The sequence below is a fragment of the Chitinophaga sp. 10T418 genome, from assembly GCF_056394125.1.
In genome coordinates this window covers 317,034-338,242 of sequence record NZ_JBFTHG010000001.1, presented here as the reverse complement: position 1 = coordinate 338,242, position 21,209 = coordinate 317,034, and the positions used below count along the sequence as shown (strand labels likewise).

The window sequence follows — 21,209 nt, the reverse complement described above, 5'->3', positions numbered from 1 at the left end:
GGTACGTTTATTCAAAAATAAATAACATAATTATAACCCTGTTCATTCATCCCTATTCATTCTGAATCGGGCGTTCATTTTAACCATTGTGGGTCATCGTATACCCCAGGAGTTATCATTTTCGGTTTAATGCACTCTACATTACTAATAACATATTTATTCGCCTGGCGGGGTATGGCTAGCTGATAATATTTTGAGGAGTTCCTTCAAGGAAGGCTTTTACATTTTCAACTGCGGTATGCATCAATCTTTTTCTGGCTGCCTGTGTAGCCCAGGCGATATGAGGTGTGATGATCGTATTAGGTGCGGTAATTAATGGGTTGTTACCAGATGGTGGTTCTGAAGACAATACATCCAGTGCTGCCCCGGCAATAACGCCGTCTTCCAGCGCCTCCGCCAGATCCGCTTCCCGGATCAATGGCCCGCGCGAAGTATTCACCAGGAAAGCTGTTTTCTTCATGGTGCTTAACAACTCCGCATTTACAAACTCTTTATTGGCCGGATTCAACGGGCAATGCAGGGATACAATATCCGCCTGCTTAAAGCAGGTGGCCAGGTCCACAAAAGTAACACCCGGTATCTCATCTCTGTCAGGATGTTTATGATTAGCAATCACCTTCATGCCAAACGCCAGCGCAATACGCGCCACTGCCTGCCCTATCTGTCCCAATCCTACTATGCCCAGTGTGCTGCCGGATAATTCAATTAAAGGCGTTTTCCAGTAGCTGAAATCAATACTCTTGCCCCACTCCCCTGCCCGCACACTATCCGCATGCAAACCGGTATGATGACATAATTCCAGTATCAAAGCAAACGTCAACTGCGCTACCGAATCCGTACTGTAAGCCGGTACATTGGTCACAGGAATATGCCGCTCACGGGCAGCCGCAATATCTACCACATTATATCCGGTAGCTGTTACACCAATATATTCCAGGTTAGTGGCTTCCTGGATAGCGGCTGCATTAATAATGGCCTTGTTGGTTAATACAATATGCGCTTCCATGATCCTGTTCGCTACCCCCGATTCGGGTGTACGGGCATATACTTTCACATTTCCCAATGCCTGTAAAGCTGCCCAGTTAAGATCTCCGGGATTCAACGTATTACCATCCAATACCACTATATTTTTCATGACCTTAGTTTAAGCAAAGCAAATTTTAAATTTATTCATATCCACAGGGGCTTCTTTATCATCAATATGATAAAACGGCTTATCTCCCATAAAACTGGCCCACATAGAAAAAGTACTGGGAGGTCCAATGATATAGTCACATTGCGACATGAGGTAATGATCCGTAATCACATTATTCCTCGAAACAATCACGTTCTTAAAATGCTGATGATAAAGGTCCTCATTAAGTGCCGTATCATTTGAAAAAATGACCAGCTTGCAATCCTTATTCAATGCAGCTATCAGCTCCCGGATCTTTTCAATATACACGGCATCATCATAAAAATAAATACCATTCAGGTACTCTTTATAATCTCCTCTTCTGATATGCACCGCAATATTTAATTGATCTTMCGTTTTAACAAGATACTGCTTCGCCAGTTCTTCCTTATTCAACTTCGGATCAAATAAATGCTGATAGATTTTCCGGTACTTTCCGCCCACCATATCCTCATGTCTGAAATACCAGCCTTCGCAATAAATTTTAGACCGATCTCGATCCAGCATGAAGGCATTATACTCCGGCATCTTTTCAAGATCATCGAAATCAACCGACTTAATTATTTTGAATTTCAATCCCTTCTTGACAAGCTTCCTGGTTAGCCAATCCGCTAACCAGCTCCGTTTATGCTCATTAAGATTCGGATAATTCTTATAATATCGCCGCATAAAAGGATTCACGAATTTTATCTGATTCTCTCTGCAGAAGGCATCAAAATTAAGATGCTGAAAATAAATGTTACTCGTTTGTCCGTATGGCTGGGTCAAGATAACGGTCTTCTTACTACTCATTATATAGGATGATAAGTGGCAAAGATATCAAATAAAATGTGCCTTCATTCACTTCTAATTATCCACTATATTTATGCTTTATACACTATATTCTATGCTGAAATTTATTTCAAAATCCCATGCCTCCGTAATGGATGCTGACTCCCTCGGAGATTTAATTGATAACCTCGATGCACGTATCAGTAGTCCTGTGCTGAATAATCTCGTAGACACACTCAACAAACATTATAGTAAGGTGAAATGCAGCGATCATAGAGATGCTGTTGTGACGGTGCAGGTAGACTATCTCGGTCTCGGTGAAAAACAGTTGACGTTTAAAATGATAGGATGTTGCTGTGATAAGTTTGAAGCAGAATTGCAGGAAAGATTGGGAGAGATAAAAGTGAGGGAATAACCTTGGTTTTTACAGATTCTATCACTCTCACTAAAAAAATTACTGTTTTGCAAGGCCAGTATTTCACAAAAACTAACGCCCCGTTTATTTTAAATTCAGTCGGCATATGATGGTCTGTCCGGATATAGAAAATACAGAAGCCGGTATCATAGAAGATAGCGAGGGCAAGCCCCATGCCCGGATTATAAAACTTTCCGGCGTGATGGGTAAAGAGGAAATAGCCTTATATCCCATCAACGAGCAAACGGATGTTTCTTATCTCGGCATTATTCTGCAAACTACTGTCGAGTACAACATGGTGCAAATATCCACGCTTTACCATCGTACTCAACTACTGGCCGGAGATGAGATTATTTTTCATTTCGAAAATGAGCATACTATCAGATATCGCTTCCAGATAGAAGGTCATAGAATGGACGACAGGAAAGGCAATCTGTTTATGATTACAAATGAACAACTGCTGTACATCATAGAAAATCCGCTACAGGGAATTGAGATAATAGATAACCATAACAGCATTAACACCTGCTACTATTTTGGGACGCTCGCCAATCAGCAATATAATACACGCGATGAGGGCAAAACACTTTTTCAAATCATGGCGAGAAGAATTGCCGGCGCGAAATTAATGATGATGGAAACATAGAAATGAGGTTGGTTTCCACCATCACATCGCCTACATGAAATAATCATTAACTCCGCTTCCACCCCTTCTTACATCCAAAAAATCCCCACACCTTTGCTGCGCCATAATAGCAAAATACTACTAAGCCTACCAACTGCTTAATTTTAAAGGAGCCATCATTTCAGCAGATAAATGCTGTTATGATGGCTTCGCCAATTGTCTTAATACAATAAAAAAGCCGGTTCTTTTATCAGAACCGGCTTCGTATTATTTTAGTCAGATGCTATTCCTGCATCATCTCCATTACTACTTTTACGACTTCTTCTGTGTTTGGTTTAGAGAAATAATCTCCATCAGAACCGTATGCCGGACGATGTGCCTGTGCACTCATGGTGCGTGGTGCTACATCCAGGAAGCGGTAACCACCCTGGGTTTCTATCACCTGCTGGAACATATAAGCAGTACCACCACTTGGTACATCTTCATCAATAAAAAGGATGCGGTTGGTTTTCTTCAGTGACTCCACAATGCTGTGGTTGATATCGAAAGGCAGCAATGTCTGCACATCGATCAGTTCACAGGAAACACCCACTTCGCTTAATGTTACCATGGCTTCTTCTACAATGCGCGTCATAGAACCATAGGTAACAATGGTTACATCTGTTCCTTCGTGCAGTATTTCCGGGATGCCTAATGGTACGGTGTAAGATTCCAGGTTAGCAGGTAATTTTTCTTTTAAACGATAACCGTTTAAAGATTCTATTACGAGGGCTGGTTCATTTGCCTGCAGGAGTGTGTTGTACATACCTGCTGCCTGCACCATGTTACGGGGCACACATACGTACATACCGCGGAGCGCGTTAATGATCATACCCATTGGAGAACCACTGTGCCAGATACCTTCCAGGCGATGGCCACGGGTACGCACAATGATCGGACAATGCATGATTCCTTTGGTGCGGTACTGCAGAGACGCCACATCATCGCTGAGTGGTTGTAAGCCATACAACAGGTAATCGAGATATTGTATTTCGGCAATCGGGCGAAGGCCACGTAATGCCATACCAATACCTTGTCCCATGATGGTGAGTTCGCGTATACCGGTGTCGGCTATACGATCTTTACCATGTTTCTGTTGCAGGCCTGCGAAGCCCTGGTTTACATCACCTATTTTACCAACATCTTCTCCAAAAGCAAATACTTTAGGGTTGTTGGTAATCAGCTGATCAAAATATTTATTCAGTATTTCGTAGCCGTTCACGGTGATGCCGTCTGCTTCGTAGGCAGCCGGAACAATGGGAACATTCAGTGCAGAGTTTACACCGGTGGCATGTAAATAAGTATTGTAAGTATCTTTCTGTTCCTGTAGATAGGTATCATAAAACTGCTGCAATGCCTGAATGTTGGCATCTGATTTCAGATGCTTATGTTTCAGCAGGATGATGGCAGATGCTTTTAAAATATCCCGCCGAACTGGTTCGCGGTTATTCTGCAAATCGCGGATAGCCAGGTTGATCATATTGGCATCGGCGCCGGCGGTGGCAGCCAGTGGAGTGGCCAGTGCAATAAACGACTGAACATGTTCCTTGATAGGTGATACATATTTATCCCAGGCATTTTTGCGGGCTTCCTGTGCTTTTACTTTTGCTTCTGCTTCCACGGCGAGCAGTGCTTCTTCTTCACATAAAGCGTTTTCAATAATCCAGGAACGCATTTTTACGTTACAGTCAAATTCTCTTTCCCAGGAAAGACGTTCCTTGCTTTTGTAACGTTCGTGAGAACCGCTGGTGGAGTGACCTTGCGGCTGCGTAATCTCTTCTACATGAAACAGTGCAGGGATATGTGTTTCACGGATTTTGCGGATAGCCGCTTCAAACACTTCACACATACCGGCATAATCCCAGCCCTTTACATTATAGATATCAAAACCGTTGGAATCTTCCGTTTTACGGAATCCTTCCAGGGCGGCGCTGATAGAATTTTTCGTTGTCTGGTATTTACGTGGTACGGAAATGCCATAACCATCATCCCATACAAATACGGCCAGGGGTACCTGCAGTACACCCGCAGCATTCATGGTTTCCCAGAAATGCCCTTCAGACGTAGAGGCGTCACCGATAGTAGCGAAACATATTTCACTACCGTTGTTAGAGAGACCTTTATATTGATGTAATCCTTCTACTTCACGGAACATTTTGGAGGCATACGCCAATCCCAGTGCACGGGGCATCTGTCCGGCTGTAGGCGCCATATCCGCAGCCGAGTTTTTCATTTCGGTCAGATTGAGCCAGTTGCCGTCCTTACCGAGGTTGGGGGTAGCAAAATGGGAATTCATCTGACGGCCACCTGAAAAAGGATCATTTTCCAGATCAGGATCTGCATATAACTGCGAAAAAAATTGTTCGGGAGTTGCGATACCTGTAGCAAATGCAACAGTTTGGTCGCGGTAATAACCGGAACGGAAGTCCCCTGGCTGAAAGTATTTTGACATCGCTATCTGCGCCACTTCCTTTCCGTCTCCAAAAATGCCAAACTTTGCCTTACCTGTAAGCACTTCCTTACGGGCCAGCAGACTAATTTCCCTGCTATCACAGGCCAACCTGTAATCATTTAGCACTTCCTTACGGAACTCTTCGAATGATAACCGGCTTTCTAAATTCATAGCTAGTTCGTTATTTTCTATCATGCCTCATGGTTAAAGTACAAAAGTAAGGTTAATTATACAGTAGAAAAACGAACGGAAACCTACATTTAAAATAATCTGATTTTTTTTAATAAGAATTTAATAAATTGTAAGGTTTGTAATGCTTTTTGGCCGTAAATTTGTTCTAGCCAAGAAAGATATCAATATTTTTTAACCGGTCGCTTTAAAACCATCATATGAAAATGAAAAAGTTTATCTTATCCCTGTTTGCGAGCATGCTGCTGACTACAGCGCTGTGGGCTCAGACCACACCGACACAGAGCACTCCCGATACTAAAGTAAAATTTGTGAAAGAAACGGTAGATTTTGGCAAAACTGAGTTAAACAAACCAGTAACCGCTGATTTCGAATTTACCAACATTTCCAAAGAACCAATTCTGATTGAAGCTGCCCGCGCAAGTTGCGGTTGCACTACTCCTAAATGGACACAGGAGCCTATTCTGCCTGGTAAAAAAGGTAAAGTTACCGCGACATACAGCGCTAACGGTGTAGGTCAACAGAATAAAACCATCTGGGTTAAGTTCAGAGGCGTGGATCAGGATAAAGAACTGCACCTGACAGGTACAGTTGGTTCCAACAACAAATAATACTCCACACTTTAAACATACTAAGACCTTACAGCACAATGTGCTGTAAGGTTTTTTGTTGCCCATACGATCCCCTATCTTTGCACACCAAGAATCAAAACAATTTTATGCCTACCATTAGCCAGAGAGGTGAGCAAATGCCGCCGTCTCCCATCAGAAAGCTTGTCCCATTCGCCGAAGCAGCCAAGAAAAGAGGTGTGAAGGTATTTCACCTGAACATCGGTCAGCCGGATATTGAAACACCAAAGCCGGTTTTGGATGCGGTGCGCCATTCCGATTTCAAAATCCTGGAATACAGCCACAGCGCAGGCAATGAAAGTTACCGCCGTAAACTGGTTACCTATTATGAAAGATTCAACATCTCTCTTAATCATAACCAGATCATTGTAACTACTGGTGGCTCCGAAGCCATTGTATTTGCATTTATGGCCTGCCTGGATCCGGKAGATGAAGTAATCGTTCCGGAGCCATTCTATGCCAACTACAATGGATTTGCAGTAGAAGCAGAAGTAAAAATTAAAACAATCACGGCCAGTATTGAAACCGGCTTTGCGTTACCGGCGATGGCTGATTTTGAAAAAGCCATTACTCCACGGACCAAAGCGATCCTTATTTGTAATCCTAATAACCCTACCGGTTATTTATATAGTAAGGAAGAAATGGAAGTACTGAAGCAGCTGTGCCTGAAATATAACCTGTTCCTGTTTTCTGATGAGGCTTACCGTGAGTTTTGCTACACCGGTCAGCATTTCTCTGCCATGAACCTGGAAGGGATGGAAGATAATGTGATCCTGATGGATACCATTTCAAAAAGATACAGCGCCTGTGGCGGACGTATAGGTGCTTTTGTCACCAAAAACCAGTCAGTACTGGATGCTACCATGAAGTTTGCGCAGGCCCGTCTGAGCCCTCCTTCCTTTGCACAGATAGCAGGTGAAGCGGCGGTAGATCTGCCGGCTGACTATTTTGATGGTATCAAAGCGGAATACCTGAGTCGCAGAGATATCCTGGTGAAGATGCTGAACGAGATTCCGGGCGTATACTGTCCAAATCCGGGTGGTGCTTTCTATGCCATGGCGAGATTACCTATTGATGATTCCGATAAATTCTGTCAGTGGATGCTGGAATCCTTCAATTATGAAGGCCAGACCGTGATGATGGCACCGGCTACCGGGTTTTATGCGACACCTGGACTGGGTAAAAATGAAGTTCGCCTGGCTTATGTATTAAATACAACAGACATTAGTCATGCAATGGTCTGCCTGGAAAAAGCACTTGAGGTATACCCAGGTAGAATTTCCAAATAATTTTTTCCAGCGAGGTGAAGTGTAAGATTCAATAAAATAGACATGAAACATATTATAAATAATTTAATGTTTATTTTTTTATAGAAAAATGCAATTATTTAACATCAAGTGCTTGGAATTTCAATGTTTTGTTTCGTATATTTGATACATAAATAACAACAACGACAAAAAAAATCAAATTATAAAAATATTTACAGATACGATGGACAGCAAAATCTAAACTTGTTTAAGAAAAATTTAACCTGCTTTATTTCTTAGACTGTTTATTTGGTCCGACCTTTGAATCGTTATACAAAGAAGAATTATCACTCTTCTGTAAAACTCAAAGATTAACTAAAACGTTTTAGCAAAATATCGTATTTTTGTATCAGTTTTTCATAACGTGGAATTTATAAAGGCAAACGGCTCTGATCACAGAGCCGTATTTTTTTGCCTTTTTCGTTCGTTTTTTCCAAAAAACAGGCAAAATCAACATTTGCTTTATAAATAATCTGAAAATATTCCCTTTCTCGTTTACCTTTTTTCTATAATATTGTTATGTAATAAAACGGGCGGAAAAACTAACACCATGTGTTATCGTTATTTCGTTTGTTTTCATAACGTGGAATTTTAAAATGCAACGGTCCCGATTCCTCGGGACCGTCCATTTTTTGCGGGCACATAAAATTATAAAAGCAAATGACCGAAGCGGATATTATAATCGCTTCGGTCATTCGCTTTTATAGCTTTTTGCTTTATGCTTTAAGACTTATGCTCCTTAATCATCTCAAAAAAGTCATCAAACAGGTAACGGCTATCGAACGGACCAGGTGTTGATTCCGGATGATACTGTACACTGAACGCTGGTTTATTTTTGATACGGATACCTTCTACAGAATTATCATTCAGGTTGATGTGGGTAATTTCCACATTTTCGCTGGCTGCTACTGCGGCAGGATCTACGGCAAAACCATGATTCTGGGTGGTGATTTCGCAAAGACCAGTTTTCAGGTTCTTTACCGGATGATTTAATCCGCGGTGACCATGGTGCATTTTGTAAGTTGGAATACCATTGGCCAGTGCCAGCAGCTGATGACCCAGGCAGATACCAAACATTGGTCTTTCTGCCGCCAGGATCTGCTTTACCGTTTCCACTGCATATGTCAGCGGAGCCGGATCGCCGGGACCATTGGAGATAAAGTAGGCATGCGGTTTAAATTCCTCGCATACTTCAAAAGTAGTGTCAGTAGGATATACCTGCAGGTAAGCTCCTTTGTCAGACAGGCATTTCAGCATATTTCTTTTCACCCCATTGTCCAGTACCGCAATACGGATTTCCGCTGCCGGATCACCTACATTGTATACTTCCGGAGTGGTTACTTCCTTACACAAAGCCAGACCTTCCATAGAAGGAACCTTAGCCAGTTCAGCTTTCAGCTGCTCTATGTCCAGAACGGAAGAAGAAATGATGCAGTTCATAGCACCTTTGCTGCGGATGTGGGAAACGAGCGCACGGGTATCTACATCATAAATGGCAACCAGCTCATTATCGGTCAGGAACTTTTCCAGTGACTCATCGGCCATCTTCCTGGAATAGTTATACGCGATATTTTTTGCGATCAAACCATTGATCTTAACACTGCTGCTCTCCACGTCATCCTTTTTGGTGCCGTAGTTCCCGATGTAGCAGTTGTTCATTATAAGTACCTGTCCTTTATAAGAAGGGTCCGTAAACACTTCCTGGTAACCCGTCATACCGGTATTGAAAGCTAATTCACCGGCAGCAGTGCCAATTTTCCCAAAAGCTTTTCCCTGAAAAACCGTACCGTCGTCTAACAGCAGTATGGCAGGTTGGATGGTTCTTGTCTGAGGCATTTCTGGTATCTGTCTTGTTTTATATTTTAAAAAAAACCTTCAAGGGTACAAAAAGCCCTGAAGGTTCGGATAAAAAACCGTGCAAAGGTATGAAATGCAACAGTTAATTGCAGATTTTTTTTGCCACAAATAGAGATGTTACTTAATTTTTACAGACTTCAGTATTCTCTGAGCCACCAGGTGGCCCACCTGGTCATCATCCCGGTAGTTGATCTGTATCTGCCAACGGCTGCTGCCTTTAATCATTACCAGGTTACAAAAGGCCAAACGGATACCTCCTTTATATAAATAATTGCCTTCTTCCAAAATACCTTTCATACCGGAAATGAGCACCGGTACTGACTTACAGTCCATTTCGCTGGCAGTTTCACTTAATTCCATACTGTTATGCGAGGCTGCCACGGCGGCTTCCAGGTCGTTTGCCACATTCCCCTGGTAGCTGAACATATTCACGGCTATGCGAATTCCTCCCCCATCTTCATTTCTATAACTCTTGGCGTATTCTATCACTTTAGCTTCTTCTCCTTCCAATGGCTGGTCATGTACCCACAACTTCACAGGTGTGCTTATCTCCAGGGCCTGCCGGCCTATGGTAGCTGTTTGCCAGCTATTATACAGGGAACTGGCCGGCACCTTCGGATATATGAAGGTAAACATGGCCCTTTTACCGAACAATGTACCAGTAACAGCAATCAATACAATGAAAAGAGAAAAAAACAGGATCACTTTTCCTCTGTTAGTCGGCTGGGCTTGTTTTTTCATCCAGCTGAGCAGGACATTGGTTTTATCCGCTTTCAGGGAGATGCCCACCTGCTGTGTATACTCTGAAAAGGAGGCCATGGGATGCGTTTTCCGCCAATCGGCAAAAGTCTGCGGTAACTTTTTACCACAGCTATCACAGAAAGTGAGGTATTCGGATTTCAGTGGATTGGCATGTCCACAACTATCACAGTGCAGGTATTTCATAGGAATATCGTTAAGTGCAACAAGTGTAATATTACGAAATATATTTATTTAATATTCGGGAGATTTATTTTCTGGAACAAGTCCTATAGGTTCATCAATTTATCACAGAAGCGTTTCCGCTGGAAACTTCCTGTTCTCCACTCATAAATAGCCCGGGCCAATTATTGGGCTATTCACAATCCGATATATGGATATGAATCTATTGGCATTTACAAGGGAGATAAAGCGAGTATCCCATCTTATATGCCTGGCATGCTCCTCTGCAGGCGATGCTGGGAGATAGTCTGCCCGAAGCGCCTATACATTTACAGGACATTCTATTCACCTGTTCACCAACGATTCCCTGCCAGCAAAAGCCTTTTATCCAGGCAATGGCAGAAAAATTTCCTCTATCCAGACGTATGACTGGAGAACCAATGAAAATAAGCTCGATAACAGCCGCGGAGGGTATTTCGAGGTAAGAGTAAGGCGGAGTTATACCGGGTATCCCCAGGGGCTTAATACTGCCTTCTGGTTAGATTCTCCTGGTCCTGATCTCAAATACAGGAAGGAACAACGTATGAAGGGACAACAGGTATAAGGCCAAAGGGACAGGTATTTGAAAACCTGGATGCCCAGTTTGTATTGCATGGGCATGTTGATACCAATGGAAGATTTGTTCATAACCTGGCCACACATATTGCGGAGGGCTTTACGCATGATAACAACTGGGTAGTACATGGTATCCTCTGGACGCCGAATAGTATCAAACATTATATCAATGGTCAACTGATCAAAGCCTATACGAACAAACATCAGGTCCATTCTCCTAATCATTTCATGAATTTGTTCCTGGGAAGTTATGGTGGTGGCGGATCTGTAGATATGGAAGTGGACGATATCAGGGGTTACCAGTGGCCATTGACGGGTAATAATGAATTGCCTAATTCAGGATTTGAAGCCAATAAAAGTCTGCTTCCGTGGGAAGGTACGGCTACCTTATCTGATAATATAAAACGGAGTGGTAAACAGGCGTTGTTACTGGCGCCAGGTCAGGAAATAGAGCAATATGTTTATCTGAATAACAATGAGCCTTATCAACTGGCTTATTGGGAAAATGGGCATGGTCAGTTGTATGCGTCCATTGAAAATGTGAAACTGGTAGCAGGAGATCTGGAGAAAGTGGCGGAACAAACGACCGGGGCCAGCGCCTCATTTGCACATAAAACGTTGGACTTCCGTACGGGTAAAGAGTATGGAGATAATATGAAAACGGTGCGTATTCACTTTAGGAATATGGGGAATGCTAATGTAGTGATAGATGATGTTACCGTTGAAAAAAGAAAATAACTGTAATGGTATAAAACGGAAAGAGGGTGTCATTAAAAATGACACCCTCTTTTTTCGTATCGTCGAAATAAGATTACTCAGCAGATTTTTCTTCTGTTGCAGTATCAGCAGCTTTAGTTTCAGTTGCTTCTTCTGCTTTCTTCTTAGCACCACCGGCACGACGGGTTTTCTTCGCAGCTGCTTTTTCTTCTGATTTACCATAGATTTCGTTGAAATCTACCAGTTCAATCATTGCAACTTCCGCGTTATCCCCATGACGTTTACCCAGTTTAATGATACGGGTGTAACCACCAGGACGGGTAGCTATTTTCTCACTGATCGTGCTGAACAGTTCCTTGATAGCTTCTTTATCCTGCAGGTAGCTGAACACGATTCTACGGTTATGGGTAGTATCGCTTTTGCCTCTTGTCAGCAGCGGCTCAACGTACACGCGGAGGGCTTTCGCCTTTGCCAGTGTAGTGTTGATACGTTTGTGGCTGATCAGTTCGCAAGCCAGATTGGACATCAGGGCTTTACGGTGGGAAGCAGTTCTGCTTAATTTGTTTAATTTAACTCCGTGACGCATGACATTTTTGTTTTAACCCTTACACCGTGTCAGGAATTGCAAGGTCTTGTTTAGACATAAGCTAACAGCAGTTGGCTATTAGCTGATTGATATAAAAATTTTAGCCTTTGACCCTCTGCTTTTGAAGCTAAGGATTAAAGGCTAAATGCTTTTTACTATTCTTCTTCGAGTTTCAGCTTAGACAGATCCATACCGAAGTGCAGACCTCTTTCGCCTAATACCTGTTCAATTTCGCTGAGTGATTTCTGGCCGAAGTTTCTGAACTTCATCAGTTCTTCCTGTTCGTATTGTACCAGTTCGCTGAGGGAATTAATTTTAGCTGCTTTCAGACAGTTGAATGCACGTACGCTCAGATCGAGATCTTCCAGTGGTGTTTTCAGTATCTTACGCAGTTGCAGTGTTTGTTCATCCACTACATCTTCTTTTTCAGTGTCTTTAGTATCAAAGCTGATGTTTTCATCAGTAATGATCATCAGGTGCTGAATCAGGATGCGGGAAGCTTGTTTCACTGCTTCTTCCGGGTGGATAGTACCGTCTGTGATCACCTCCATTACGAGCTTCTCATAGTCAGTTTTTTGCTCCACACGTGTATTTTCTATGCTGTACTTTACGTTCTTGATAGGCGTAAAGATAGAGTCGATCGCGATGTAGCCAAATATTGCATCTTTGGGTTTGTTTTCCTCAGCTGGAACATAACCACGGCCTTTACCGATAGTCAGTTCGATATCCAGCTTGGCAGAAGGATCCAAGGTGCAGATTAACAGCTCAGGGTTCATGATCTGGAAAGCACTGGTGGCTTTTTCGATCATGTCTGCGCGGAATTCTGTTTTACCTTTGATCGACAGCGTGATCTTTTCGTTCGTTACATCACTCTCAGAGATCCTTTTGAAACGAACTTGTTTCAGATTCAGAATGATCTCAGTAACGTCTTCAGTAACACCTTTCAGTGTAGCGAACTCGTGATCTGCTCCTTCAATTTTAATACCCACAATGGCATAGCCCTCCAAAGAAGACAACAGTACGCGACGTAACGCATTACCGACTGTCACAGCATAACCTGGTTCTAATGGACGGAATTCGAATTGAGCTTCAAAGTCGGTAGACTTCTGCAATACGATCTTATCAGGTTTCTGGAAATTTAAAATTGCCATTGATGTGATAGATTTATTTGTTAAATATGAGGTTAGTCCATGACCTTTGGCCATGGACTAATTATTTATTACTTAGAGTACAATTCTACGATCAGTTGTTCCTTGATATTTTCAGGAACGCTCTCTCTCTCAGGATAAGCAATGAATATACCTTTCATTTCTTTTTCGCTCCAATCCAACCAGCTGAACTTTGGATTTTTTCCACGGATAACGCTGGTCAGTGCAGAATTGTTTGCAGTTTTATTTTTCAGGCTGATAACGTCTCCTGGTTTCAGTTGGAAAGAAGGAGTGTTAACCACAACACCGTTAACAGTAACGTGTTTGTGAGAAACCAGCTGACGGGCAGCAGGACGGGAAGGTGCGATACCCAGACGGAACACAGTGTTATCCAGACGGGCTTCGAGCAATTTGATCAATACTTCACCGGCAACACCTTTTCTACGGGTAGCCTCATCGAACAGGTTACGGAACTGACGCTCCAGCAAACCGTAAGTGTACTTTGCTTTTTGTTTTTCTCTCAGCTGCAGTGCGTATTCGCCTAATTGTTTGCGTTTACGGTTAGCACCGTGTTGACCCGGAGGGTTGCTGTTCTTACTTAAATACTTACCATTACCGAGAATGGGTTCACCAAAAATTCTGGAAATTTTGGTCTTTGGTCCTGTGTACCTTGCCATGTTTTAAATATACTTTAGATTTTTTAGTTAATGGTGCATGCTCTTCAAAAAATCTGAAAACCTGATCATACACCCATTTATCTAATAATAAATTACAACGTCCAGATACCAAACTTCTAATGAAATCTGGTATCTGGATATTGTAAATATATATTACTATACTCTTCTCTTCTTAGGAGGACGGCAACCGTTGTGAGGTAAAGGCGTAACGTCTTTAATCATATTCACTTCGATACCAGAGTTGGCGATAGCGCGGATAGCACTTTCACGACCAGCTCCCGGTCCTTTCACAAAAACATCTGCTCTTTTCAGACCTGAGTCCATAGCAACTTTAGCAGCATCCTGTGCAGCCAGCTGAGCTGCGTATGGAGTGTTCTTTTTAGAACCTCTGAAGCCCATTTTACCAGCAGAAGACCAGGAAATAACCTGACCATGCTTGTTGGTGATGCTAACAATGATGTTGTTAAAGCTAGCGGAGATATGAACGTCTCCGTAGTTATCTACTTTTACTACCCTCTTTTTATTAGCAGCAGTTTTTGTATTATTTGCTTTTGCCATAATGATTTAAATTCCAAATATGAAATTCCAGATCCCAAATTTACACGACTCACGGTCATTGAAACCCCTCTGATTCGGAATGTGGGATTTCAACCTGGGATTTTATTTATTATTTCTTAGTTGCTTTTTTCTTACCAGCCACTGTCTTACGTTTACCTTTACGGGTACGGCTGTTGGTACGTGTACGCTGACCTCTTACCGGTAAGCCTTTCCTGTGACGCAGACCGCGGTAGCAAGCGATATCCAGCAGACGCTTGATATTCATTTGTACTTCAGAACGCAGTTGACCCTCTACCTTAAACTCACCGTTGATAACGTTACGGATGGCAGCTTGTTCATCGTCATTCCAATCCCGCACTTTTTTATTGAAATCAATTTCCGCCTTGTTCAGGATATATTGGGCGGTAGAACGGCCTATACCAAAGATATAGGTGAGGCCAATTTCTCCTCTTTTATTTTTAGGAAGATCTATACCGGCTATACGTGCCATATTTCTATTTTAGATTTTATGATTCTGATTAAAAAATCAAATTCCGTTAGGGGAATCGATTAACCCTGGCGTTGTTTAAAACGAGGATTCTTTTTGTTGATTACCAACAAAACACCTTTTCTACGAACTATTTTACAATCCGCACTTCTTTTTTTGATTGCAGCTCTTACCTTCATGATTAATACTTTATAAAAGGTTATGATATTTATTAAATTGTACTTTCAATCCCCTCTACCCTGTTCCGTCTTATTTGTATCTGAAAATTATACGGCCTCTTGACAAATCGTATGGGCTCATCTCTACGCCAACCTTATCTCCTGGCAGAATGCGGATGTAGTGCATTCTCATTTTTCCAGAAATGGTGGCCAGGATCTCATGCCCGTTTTCCAATTTTACACGGAACATAGCGTTCGACAAGGCTTCTAATATAATTCCATCCTGTTTAATGAGTGCCTGTTTTGCCATAAAAATTTTTAGGACTGCAAAGATAGCATTTATCTTTTGAAATAGAAAAATTTACCGTGATTATTATTATTATTGCCAGTTTTTATACTAAAACCTGTCTTTTTTACCGTTAAAACCCCTCTTATATTAGACAATTCCAAATGCTCAAACTAGTAATTCGAGTTCAATTCAGGGTTATTTTTCTCTTCTCTTTCTATGTCCACGTAGGTAGATAATACATCTGCCTTCCCTTTTCCAACAGCCACTGTATGTTCAAAGTGAACAGAAGGACTGCCGTCGCGGGTTGCTACGGTCCAACCATCTTCCAGGTATTCAACGTCCTTGGAGCGGAGATTGATCATAGGTTCGATGGCAATCACCAGCCCCTCTTTCATTACCGGACCACTTCCCCTTTTACCGTAGTTAGGCACCTGAGGATCCTCGTGGAGGTTGCGGCCAAGGCCATGCCCCACCAGTTCTCTTACAACGCCGTAACCACGTTCTTTTTCGGTATACTCCTGTATTGCATAGGAGATGTCACCTATCCTGTTTCCCACAATGGCTTTTTCGATGCCTTTGTAAAGGGATGCCTTGGTAGCCGTCATCAATCGGAGCACATTCTCAGGCACATTACCAATAGCAAAAGTATAAGCACTATCAGAATGATAACCATTCATGTAAACGCCTACATCTACAGTGAGGATATCACCATCTTTCAGCACATACTTATTGGGAATACCATGCACAACTTCTTCATTCACTGAAATGCAGCAGGCATTTGGGAAACCTTTGTAATTTTTGAAAGAAGGAGTTGCACCATTTTCCACGATAAACTTATCTGCAATTGCGTCTACATCCAATGTGCTCATACCTGGCTTCAGGGTTCTGGCTACTTCTGCCAGCGCAGCACTCAGGAGCAAGGCACTTTTGCGCATCAGCTCTATTTCTTCCTTCGTCTTATAGTGAATCATACATTCAGCTTTTAGCTGTTAGCCATTAGCTTTTAGATTAGCACGTAGCTTTTAAAACTAATAGCTAAATGCTAACGACTAGTAGCTTCTAAATAATATAGCCACTAAAGCGGGAAAGCTTCTGTGGCTATTTTATTGTTATTGTAACACTTTCGTGTTCAATTACTTATGCGTTAGCCGGGGCAGTTCTGCCTTTGATACGGCCGGTGCTCATCAGACCATCGTAATGGCGCATGAGGAGCTGGCTTTCAATCTGTTGCAGTGTATCCAGGATAACTCCTACCATGATCAACAGGGAGGTACCACCAAAGAAGGTAGCAAAGTTACTGTTAACCTTGAAGGCAGCAGCCAAACCTGGCATGATACCCACCAATGCCAGGAAAAATGCACCAGGCAAAGTGATACGGTCCATTACTGCGCCGATGTAATCAGCAGTAGCTTTACCAGGTTTAATACCTGGAATGAAACCGTTATTACGTTTCATTTCATCCGCCATTTGAGTGGGGTTGAAGATCAACGCAGTATAGAAGTAGGTAAATACGATAACGAGCACAGCGTATATCAGGTTATACCAGCCATTAGTGTGGTCACTAAAGATGCGGATAAAGCCGGAAGCACTTTCAGAAGAAGTAGCAAAGCCTATCGCTGTAGCTGGAATAAACATGATAGCCTGGGCAAAGATGATCGGCATTACACCTGCAGCATTCACCTTCAGGGGAATGAACTGGCGTACACCACCATACTGTTTGTTGCCCACGATACGTTTAGCGTAGTTCACCGGTATTTTCCTGGTACCCTGAACGAGCAGGATCAGGCCTACCGTGATTAAGATAAAGACAGCTATTTCAATGAGGAAAAGGATGGGTCCACCCATTTCTCCACTCACCTTACTGGAGAATTCTGCGACTAAAGCCTGTGGCAAACGGGCAAGGATACCCATCATGATGATGATGGAAGTACCATTACCAATACCTTTATCTGTGATCTTTTCACCAAGCCACATTACAAACAGGGTACCTGCTGTAAGTACAACGGTAGTAGAGAGCCAGAAGAAGAAGGTGCCATATTCAGCAATAATAGCGCCACCGGATTGATTACGCAGATAAGCTACGTAAGCACTCGCCTGGAAACCTGTTACTATTACTGTGAGATAACGGGTAAACTGGTTAATCTTTTTGCGGCCGCTTTCACCTTCTTTCTGCAGTTTCTGGAAATACGGAACGGCTATCGTTAATAACTGGATAGCAATTGACGCAGAAATGTAGGGCATGATACCCAACGCAAATATGGAGGCCCTTGAAAACGATCCGCCCGCAAACATGTTCACCAAACCCAAGATACCCTGATTAGAATTTTTCTCAAAGTTGGTCAGCGCGTTTGCATCAATGCCAGGCAAAGCGATATAGGATCCTACACGGTAGATGAGGACCAGGAGCAGGGTGGTCAGGATGCGGTTACGCAAATCCTCAATACTCCAGATATTCTTAATCGTTTCGATAAATTTCTTCACAGGAAGATAAAGGTTTAATAGCGCTATTAAATATGAAAAGACGCACTACTCCGTAGGCGTCTCCTCAGTCAAAGTCTTATACCAGTTCTACTGATCCACCTGCTGTTTCAATGGCCTGTTTAGCTTTTTCGCTGATCGCGTTAACCTTAACAGTAACCTTGGTTTTGAGTTCTCCGTTAGCGAGAATCTTAACTTTAGCTGTTCTGTTAATCAGACCGTTCATGAACAGGTTTTCCAGATTAAACTCCTGAAGGCCATATTTCTCAACTAATTGATCCAGTTGGCCCAGGTTGAAGATTTTGTATTCTTCACGGTTATTGTTGATGAAACCGCGTTTAGGCATACGGCGTTGGATGGGCATCTGGCCACCTTCGAAGCCTCTTTTGCTGGAGTAACCAGCACGTTGCTGGATACCTTTGTTACCTTTTGTAGAGGTACCACCTTTACCGGAAGCCTCACCACGTCCCAGACGTTTTTCTTTATGTACAGCGCCTTGTGCAGGCTGTAATGAATGCAGATTCATATCTAATTGTTTTACTTGCGCGGAAATTAACCGCTCGCTTTATTCTAAAATAAAAATGGTAAAGTCACAAATGTAAAGGTAAGATTATCAAAAGACAATCCCACAGCAGTGTTACTTAAATTAAGCGTTAACTGTTTCTACCGTTACAAGGTGATTAACTTTACGGACCATTCCCAGGATCTGAGGAGTTGCTTCTACTTCAACAGTAGCGTGCATCTTAGTCAGGCCCAGTGCCTTCAAGGTCAATTTCTGCCTCTCAGGACGGTCTATACCACTTTTCACTTGAGTGATCTTAATCTTTGCCATAAACCCCTATCCGCCTAAGGCGGAGTAATTTAATTGTTAATGAATTATTTTCAAAATTTCCTCGGGGGAAAATACCTGGATCTCCGGAGAGAGGGGGTATTAATTATCCGTTGAAAACTTTCTTCAGGGAAACGCCTCTGGTTTTAGCGATGCTGATAGGCTCGCGTAACATACCCAGTGCTTTGAAGGTAGCCTTCACCACGTTGTGTGGGTTAGCAGAACCTAAAGATTTAGCCAGAACGTCCGTTACACCAGCGCTTTCCAGCACTGCACGCATAGAACCTCCAGCGATCACACCAGTACCATGAGCAGCTGGCTTGATCAAAACTTTGGCAGCGCCTTCTTTAGCAAACTGATCGTGAGGAATAGTGCCATGCATAACAGGAACCTTGATCAGGTTCTTTTTTGCATCGTCTATACCTTTAGTGATAGCCTGCTGCACTTCTTTCGCTTTACCAAGACCATGACCTACAACACCGTTTTCGTTACCTACTACTACCAGTGCGGAGAAACTAAATGTACGACCGCCTTTAGTGGTTTTAGTAACACGGTTGATCGCCACCACTTTTTCTTTCAGCTCCAGATCACCAGCCTTTACTTTATTGAATGAATTCTTTGCCATTTTATTTTATAAGAATTACTTGTTCAGAATTATAAGATTCGGACTTCGTGATTAAAACTGAAGACCGCCTTCTCTTGCTCCGTCAGCTACGCTTTTCACGCGGCCATGATATAAATAACCACTTCTATCGAAGATGCAGGTGGTCAGACCCAGTGCCAGTGCTTTAACAGCCAGCGCTTTACCTACCATTGCAGATTTTTCGATTTTAGTTCCTTGCTGGGCTTTGATGTCCTTATCACGGGAAGAAGCTGAAGCCAGGGTAGTGCCATTGGTATCATCTATCAATTGCACATAGATATCGCTGTTGCTGCGAAATACAGATAATCTTGGTGCTTGTGCAGTACCGGAGATTTTCTTACGGATGCGGTAGCGGATTTTCTGTCTCCTGTTAACTTTTGTGCTCATTTTGAGTTTTATTTTATTACCCCGATGCTGCCGGGATATCTGTTAAAATCAGCTAACCAGCTTTGTAAGCTGATTAGCCAATTAAAAATTTTATTTACCAGCTGATTTACCAGCTTTCTTACGTACCACTTCATCACTGTAGCGAACACCTTTACCTTTGTAAGGCTCTGGTTTACGCAGACCACGGATTTTCGCAGCCACCTGACCCAGTAATTGATTATCGATACCTTCCAGCATGATCTTAGGGTTCTGACCCTTTTCAGTCAGGGTAGCTACCTTCAGTTCTTTAGGAATTTCGAAAATGATATTGTGAGAATAACCTAACGCGAGATCGAGTAACTGACCATTGTTTGCGGCTTTATAACCAACACCCACCAGTTCCAGTTGTTTCTTGAAGCCATCAGTTACACCAGTAACCATGTTCGCCAGCAAAGCGCGGTATAAACCGTGGAGTGCTTTGTGACGGATCTGTTCAGTTGGGCGGATGATAGTCAGCACGCCTTCCTTCACTTCTATCTTCATATCCCTGTCGATGTTCCTTTTCAGTTCACCTTTTGGGCCCTTTACGGTTACTTCATTGGAGGGAGAAACAGAAACTGTAACACCGCTAGCCAACTTGATAGGACTTTTACCTATACGAGACATAACTTTAATTTAAAGTTGTTTGATATTTGTGTACCGGTTATCCGTGTTCAGCGCCGTATAGAGAGCTTAATTGTCAGATAACTTAAGTGAATGACTGGTTGTGCAACAACCAATCATTCAATATATTAATATACGTAGCAAACTACTTCGCCACCTACGTTTTGAGCTTTTGCTTCTTTATCGGTCATTACACCTTTAGAAGTAGAGATGATCGCCACGCCTAAACCGTTCTTCACGCGCTTAAACTCTTCTGGTTTAGCGTACTGACGCAGACCTGGACGGCTAATGCGTTGTATTTCCTTGATAGCGGGCTCTTTAGAGATCGGATCGTACTTCAAAGCGATTTTGATAACGCCTTGTTTAGTATCTTCTTCGAATTTGTACTTCAGGATATAACCTTTGTCGTACAGAATTTCTGTAATACGTTTTTTCAGCTTGGAAGCCGGAATTTCCACAATCCTGTGGGTGGCCATTTGCGCGTTCCGGATACGTGTCAGGAAGTCTGCTATTGGATCAGTAACCATTGTTGAAATAGTTTGATAATGTTTACAATGCGATATCCAATCGTAATAAGATGGGAATCAAAATAACTTACATTCAGAGATTTACGGAT

Annotated in this window: 25 protein-coding genes; 5 read left to right on the top strand and 20 right to left on the bottom strand. The window is 42.5% G+C overall.

Annotated elements, in window-relative coordinates:
- Positions 1–178: 178 nt before the first annotated feature.
- Both AC1DCV_RS01385 and AC1DCV_RS01380 read right to left on the bottom strand, forming a co-directional pair.
- Complete coding sequence (locus AC1DCV_RS01385) at positions 179–1,135, bottom strand: D-2-hydroxyacid dehydrogenase (protein WP_477021506.1); 957 nt, start codon at positions 1,133–1,135, stop codon at positions 179–181.
- 9 nt (positions 1,136–1,144) lie between these two features.
- Entirely contained in the window at positions 1,145–1,843 is a 699-nt protein-coding gene (locus AC1DCV_RS01380) for an alpha-1,2-fucosyltransferase (RefSeq protein ID WP_477021505.1), read from the bottom strand.
- 217 nt (positions 1,844–2,060) lie between these two features.
- Between AC1DCV_RS01380 and AC1DCV_RS01375 the strand changes: the two genes are divergently transcribed.
- A complete protein-coding gene (locus AC1DCV_RS01375; RefSeq protein ID WP_477021504.1) occupies positions 2,061–2,360 on the top strand; it encodes a hypothetical protein in 300 nt (99 codons plus the stop codon).
- A 106-nt stretch (positions 2,361–2,466) separates the two neighbouring features.
- Complete coding sequence (locus AC1DCV_RS01370) at positions 2,467–3,006, top strand: hypothetical protein (RefSeq protein ID WP_477021503.1); 540 nt, start codon at positions 2,467–2,469, stop codon at positions 3,004–3,006.
- 262 nt (positions 3,007–3,268) lie between these two features.
- Here the strand turns inward: AC1DCV_RS01370 and AC1DCV_RS01365 are convergent, their stop codons facing one another.
- A complete protein-coding gene (locus tag AC1DCV_RS01365) occupies positions 3,269–5,647 on the bottom strand; it encodes an alpha-ketoacid dehydrogenase subunit alpha/beta (protein ID WP_477021502.1) in 2,379 nt (792 codons plus the stop codon).
- 224 nt (positions 5,648–5,871) lie between these two features.
- Here AC1DCV_RS01365 and AC1DCV_RS01360 point away from each other — a divergent pair, with 224 nt between their 5' ends.
- On the top strand, positions 5,872–6,276 hold the full coding sequence (locus tag AC1DCV_RS01360; protein ID WP_441572595.1) for a DUF1573 domain-containing protein: 405 nt from the start codon (positions 5,872–5,874) through the stop codon (positions 6,274–6,276).
- Between the two features lie 107 nt (positions 6,277–6,383).
- Positions 6,384–7,583 carry a pyridoxal phosphate-dependent aminotransferase gene (locus tag AC1DCV_RS01355; RefSeq protein ID WP_477021501.1) on the top strand — a complete coding sequence of 400 codons (1,200 nt, stop codon included), beginning with the start codon at positions 6,384–6,386 and terminating at the stop codon, positions 7,581–7,583.
- A 741-nt stretch (positions 7,584–8,324) separates the two neighbouring features.
- Here AC1DCV_RS01355 and carA read toward each other — a convergent pair.
- Both carA and AC1DCV_RS01345 read right to left on the bottom strand, forming a co-directional pair.
- Positions 8,325–9,437 carry a glutamine-hydrolyzing carbamoyl-phosphate synthase small subunit gene (gene carA, locus AC1DCV_RS01350; RefSeq protein ID WP_477021500.1) on the bottom strand — a complete coding sequence of 371 codons (1,113 nt, stop codon included), beginning with the start codon at positions 9,435–9,437 and terminating at the stop codon, positions 8,325–8,327.
- 138 nt (positions 9,438–9,575) lie between these two features.
- On the bottom strand, positions 9,576–10,403 hold the full coding sequence (locus tag AC1DCV_RS01345) for a hypothetical protein (protein WP_477021499.1): 828 nt from the start codon (positions 10,401–10,403) through the stop codon (positions 9,576–9,578).
- Between the two features lie 624 nt (positions 10,404–11,027).
- Between AC1DCV_RS01345 and AC1DCV_RS01340 the strand changes: the two genes are divergently transcribed.
- Positions 11,028–11,732 carry a family 16 glycosylhydrolase gene (locus tag AC1DCV_RS01340; protein WP_477021498.1) on the top strand — a complete coding sequence of 235 codons (705 nt, stop codon included), beginning with the start codon at positions 11,028–11,030 and terminating at the stop codon, positions 11,730–11,732.
- A gap of 73 nt (positions 11,733–11,805) precedes the next feature.
- Here the strand turns inward: AC1DCV_RS01340 and rplQ are convergent, their stop codons facing one another.
- The 15 genes from rplQ to rpsH all read right to left on the bottom strand — a co-directional run bounded on the left by rplQ (position 11,806) and on the right by rpsH (position 21,120).
- The gene (gene rplQ, locus AC1DCV_RS01335) at positions 11,806–12,297 is read right to left on the bottom strand and encodes a 50S ribosomal protein L17 (protein WP_441572604.1); all 492 of its coding nucleotides are present in this window, start codon (positions 12,295–12,297) and stop codon (positions 11,806–11,808) included.
- Positions 12,298–12,452: 155 nt separating this feature from the next.
- Complete coding sequence (locus tag AC1DCV_RS01330) at positions 12,453–13,448, bottom strand: DNA-directed RNA polymerase subunit alpha (RefSeq protein ID WP_331969494.1); 996 nt, start codon at positions 13,446–13,448, stop codon at positions 12,453–12,455.
- Between the two features lie 68 nt (positions 13,449–13,516).
- Entirely contained in the window at positions 13,517–14,122 is a 606-nt protein-coding gene (gene rpsD / locus AC1DCV_RS01325) for a 30S ribosomal protein S4 (protein ID WP_106528791.1), read from the bottom strand.
- A 156-nt stretch (positions 14,123–14,278) separates the two neighbouring features.
- Positions 14,279–14,680 carry a 30S ribosomal protein S11 gene (rpsK, locus tag AC1DCV_RS01320; RefSeq protein ID WP_079470752.1) on the bottom strand — a complete coding sequence of 134 codons (402 nt, stop codon included), beginning with the start codon at positions 14,678–14,680 and terminating at the stop codon, positions 14,279–14,281.
- A gap of 109 nt (positions 14,681–14,789) precedes the next feature.
- Positions 14,790–15,170, bottom strand: a complete 381-nt coding sequence (gene rpsM, locus AC1DCV_RS01315) for a 30S ribosomal protein S13 (protein WP_106527861.1) — start codon at positions 15,168–15,170, stop codon at positions 14,790–14,792.
- Positions 15,171–15,229: 59 nt separating this feature from the next.
- Positions 15,230–15,346 (bottom strand): 50S ribosomal protein L36, encoded by a 117-nt coding sequence (rpmJ, locus tag AC1DCV_RS01310; RefSeq protein ID WP_073083232.1) that lies wholly within the window; start codon positions 15,344–15,346, stop codon positions 15,230–15,232.
- 70 nt (positions 15,347–15,416) lie between these two features.
- The gene (infA, locus tag AC1DCV_RS01305) at positions 15,417–15,635 is read right to left on the bottom strand and encodes a translation initiation factor IF-1 (protein WP_012789309.1); all 219 of its coding nucleotides are present in this window, start codon (positions 15,633–15,635) and stop codon (positions 15,417–15,419) included.
- A gap of 149 nt (positions 15,636–15,784) precedes the next feature.
- The gene (map, locus tag AC1DCV_RS01300; protein ID WP_441572606.1) at positions 15,785–16,585 is read right to left on the bottom strand and encodes a type I methionyl aminopeptidase; all 801 of its coding nucleotides are present in this window, start codon (positions 16,583–16,585) and stop codon (positions 15,785–15,787) included.
- Between the two features lie 166 nt (positions 16,586–16,751).
- Positions 16,752–18,095, bottom strand: coding sequence for a preprotein translocase subunit SecY (gene secY, locus AC1DCV_RS01295; protein ID WP_133808659.1), 1,344 nt, complete (start codon positions 18,093–18,095; stop codon positions 16,752–16,754).
- Positions 18,096–18,171: 76 nt separating this feature from the next.
- Positions 18,172–18,618, bottom strand: a complete 447-nt coding sequence (gene rplO / locus AC1DCV_RS01290; RefSeq protein ID WP_133808658.1) for a 50S ribosomal protein L15 — start codon at positions 18,616–18,618, stop codon at positions 18,172–18,174.
- A 120-nt stretch (positions 18,619–18,738) separates the two neighbouring features.
- Positions 18,739–18,924, bottom strand: a complete 186-nt coding sequence (gene rpmD / locus AC1DCV_RS01285) for a 50S ribosomal protein L30 (protein WP_079470757.1) — start codon at positions 18,922–18,924, stop codon at positions 18,739–18,741.
- A 103-nt stretch (positions 18,925–19,027) separates the two neighbouring features.
- On the bottom strand, positions 19,028–19,546 hold the full coding sequence (gene rpsE, locus AC1DCV_RS01280; protein ID WP_133808656.1) for a 30S ribosomal protein S5: 519 nt from the start codon (positions 19,544–19,546) through the stop codon (positions 19,028–19,030).
- A gap of 51 nt (positions 19,547–19,597) precedes the next feature.
- Positions 19,598–19,951: a 50S ribosomal protein L18 gene (gene rplR / locus AC1DCV_RS01275; RefSeq protein WP_477021497.1), complete on the bottom strand. Its 354-nt coding sequence runs from the start codon at positions 19,949–19,951 to the stop codon at positions 19,598–19,600.
- Between the two features lie 90 nt (positions 19,952–20,041).
- Entirely contained in the window at positions 20,042–20,596 is a 555-nt protein-coding gene (gene rplF / locus AC1DCV_RS01270; protein ID WP_441572607.1) for a 50S ribosomal protein L6, read from the bottom strand.
- Between the two features lie 125 nt (positions 20,597–20,721).
- Entirely contained in the window at positions 20,722–21,120 is a 399-nt protein-coding gene (rpsH, locus tag AC1DCV_RS01265; protein WP_133808653.1) for a 30S ribosomal protein S8, read from the bottom strand.
- Between the last annotated feature and the right edge of the window lie 89 nt (positions 21,121–21,209).

Coding starts and splice junctions, on each gene's coding strand:
- AC1DCV_RS01385 (WP_477021506.1), bottom strand. CDS start 1,135: ATGAAAAATATAGTGGTATTGGATGGTAATACGTTGAATCCCGGAGAT.
- AC1DCV_RS01375 (WP_477021504.1), top strand. CDS start 2,061: ATGCTGAAATTTATTTCAAAATCCCATGCCTCCGTAATGGATGCTGAC.
- AC1DCV_RS01370 (WP_477021503.1), top strand. CDS start 2,467: ATGATGGTCTGTCCGGATATAGAAAATACAGAAGCCGGTATCATAGAA.
- AC1DCV_RS01365 (WP_477021502.1), bottom strand. CDS start 5,647: ATGAATTTAGAAAGCCGGTTATCATTCGAAGAGTTCCGTAAGGAAGTG.
- AC1DCV_RS01360 (WP_441572595.1), top strand. CDS start 5,872: ATGAAAAAGTTTATCTTATCCCTGTTTGCGAGCATGCTGCTGACTACA.
- carA (WP_477021500.1), bottom strand. CDS start 9,437: ATGCCTCAGACAAGAACCATCCAACCTGCCATACTGCTGTTAGACGAC.
- AC1DCV_RS01345 (WP_477021499.1), bottom strand. CDS start 10,403: ATGAAATACCTGCACTGTGATAGTTGTGGACATGCCAATCCACTGAAA.
- rplQ (WP_441572604.1), bottom strand. CDS start 12,297: ATGCGTCACGGAGTTAAATTAAACAAATTAAGCAGAACTGCTTCCCAC.
- AC1DCV_RS01330 (WP_331969494.1), bottom strand. CDS start 13,448: ATGGCAATTTTAAATTTCCAGAAACCTGATAAGATCGTATTGCAGAAG.
- rpsD (WP_106528791.1), bottom strand. CDS start 14,122: ATGGCAAGGTACACAGGACCAAAGACCAAAATTTCCAGAATTTTTGGT.
- rpsK (WP_079470752.1), bottom strand. CDS start 14,680: ATGGCAAAAGCAAATAATACAAAAACTGCTGCTAATAAAAAGAGGGTA.
- rpsM (WP_106527861.1), bottom strand. CDS start 15,170: ATGGCACGTATAGCCGGTATAGATCTTCCTAAAAATAAAAGAGGAGAA.
- rpmJ (WP_073083232.1), bottom strand. CDS start 15,346: ATGAAGGTAAGAGCTGCAATCAAAAAAAGAAGTGCGGATTGTAAAATA.
- infA (WP_012789309.1), bottom strand. CDS start 15,635: ATGGCAAAACAGGCACTCATTAAACAGGATGGAATTATATTAGAAGCC.
- map (WP_441572606.1), bottom strand. CDS start 16,585: ATGATTCACTATAAGACGAAGGAAGAAATAGAGCTGATGCGCAAAAGT.
- rplO (WP_133808658.1), bottom strand. CDS start 18,618: ATGAATCTGCATTCATTACAGCCTGCACAAGGCGCTGTACATAAAGAA.
- rpmD (WP_079470757.1), bottom strand. CDS start 18,924: ATGGCAAAGATTAAGATCACTCAAGTGAAAAGTGGTATAGACCGTCCT.
- rpsE (WP_133808656.1), bottom strand. CDS start 19,546: ATGGCAAAGAATTCATTCAATAAAGTAAAGGCTGGTGATCTGGAGCTG.
- rplR (WP_477021497.1), bottom strand. CDS start 19,951: ATGAGCACAAAAGTTAACAGGAGACAGAAAATCCGCTACCGCATCCGT.
- rplF (WP_441572607.1), bottom strand. CDS start 20,596: ATGTCTCGTATAGGTAAAAGTCCTATCAAGTTGGCTAGCGGTGTTACA.
- rpsH (WP_133808653.1), bottom strand. CDS start 21,120: ATGGTTACTGATCCAATAGCAGACTTCCTGACACGTATCCGGAACGCG.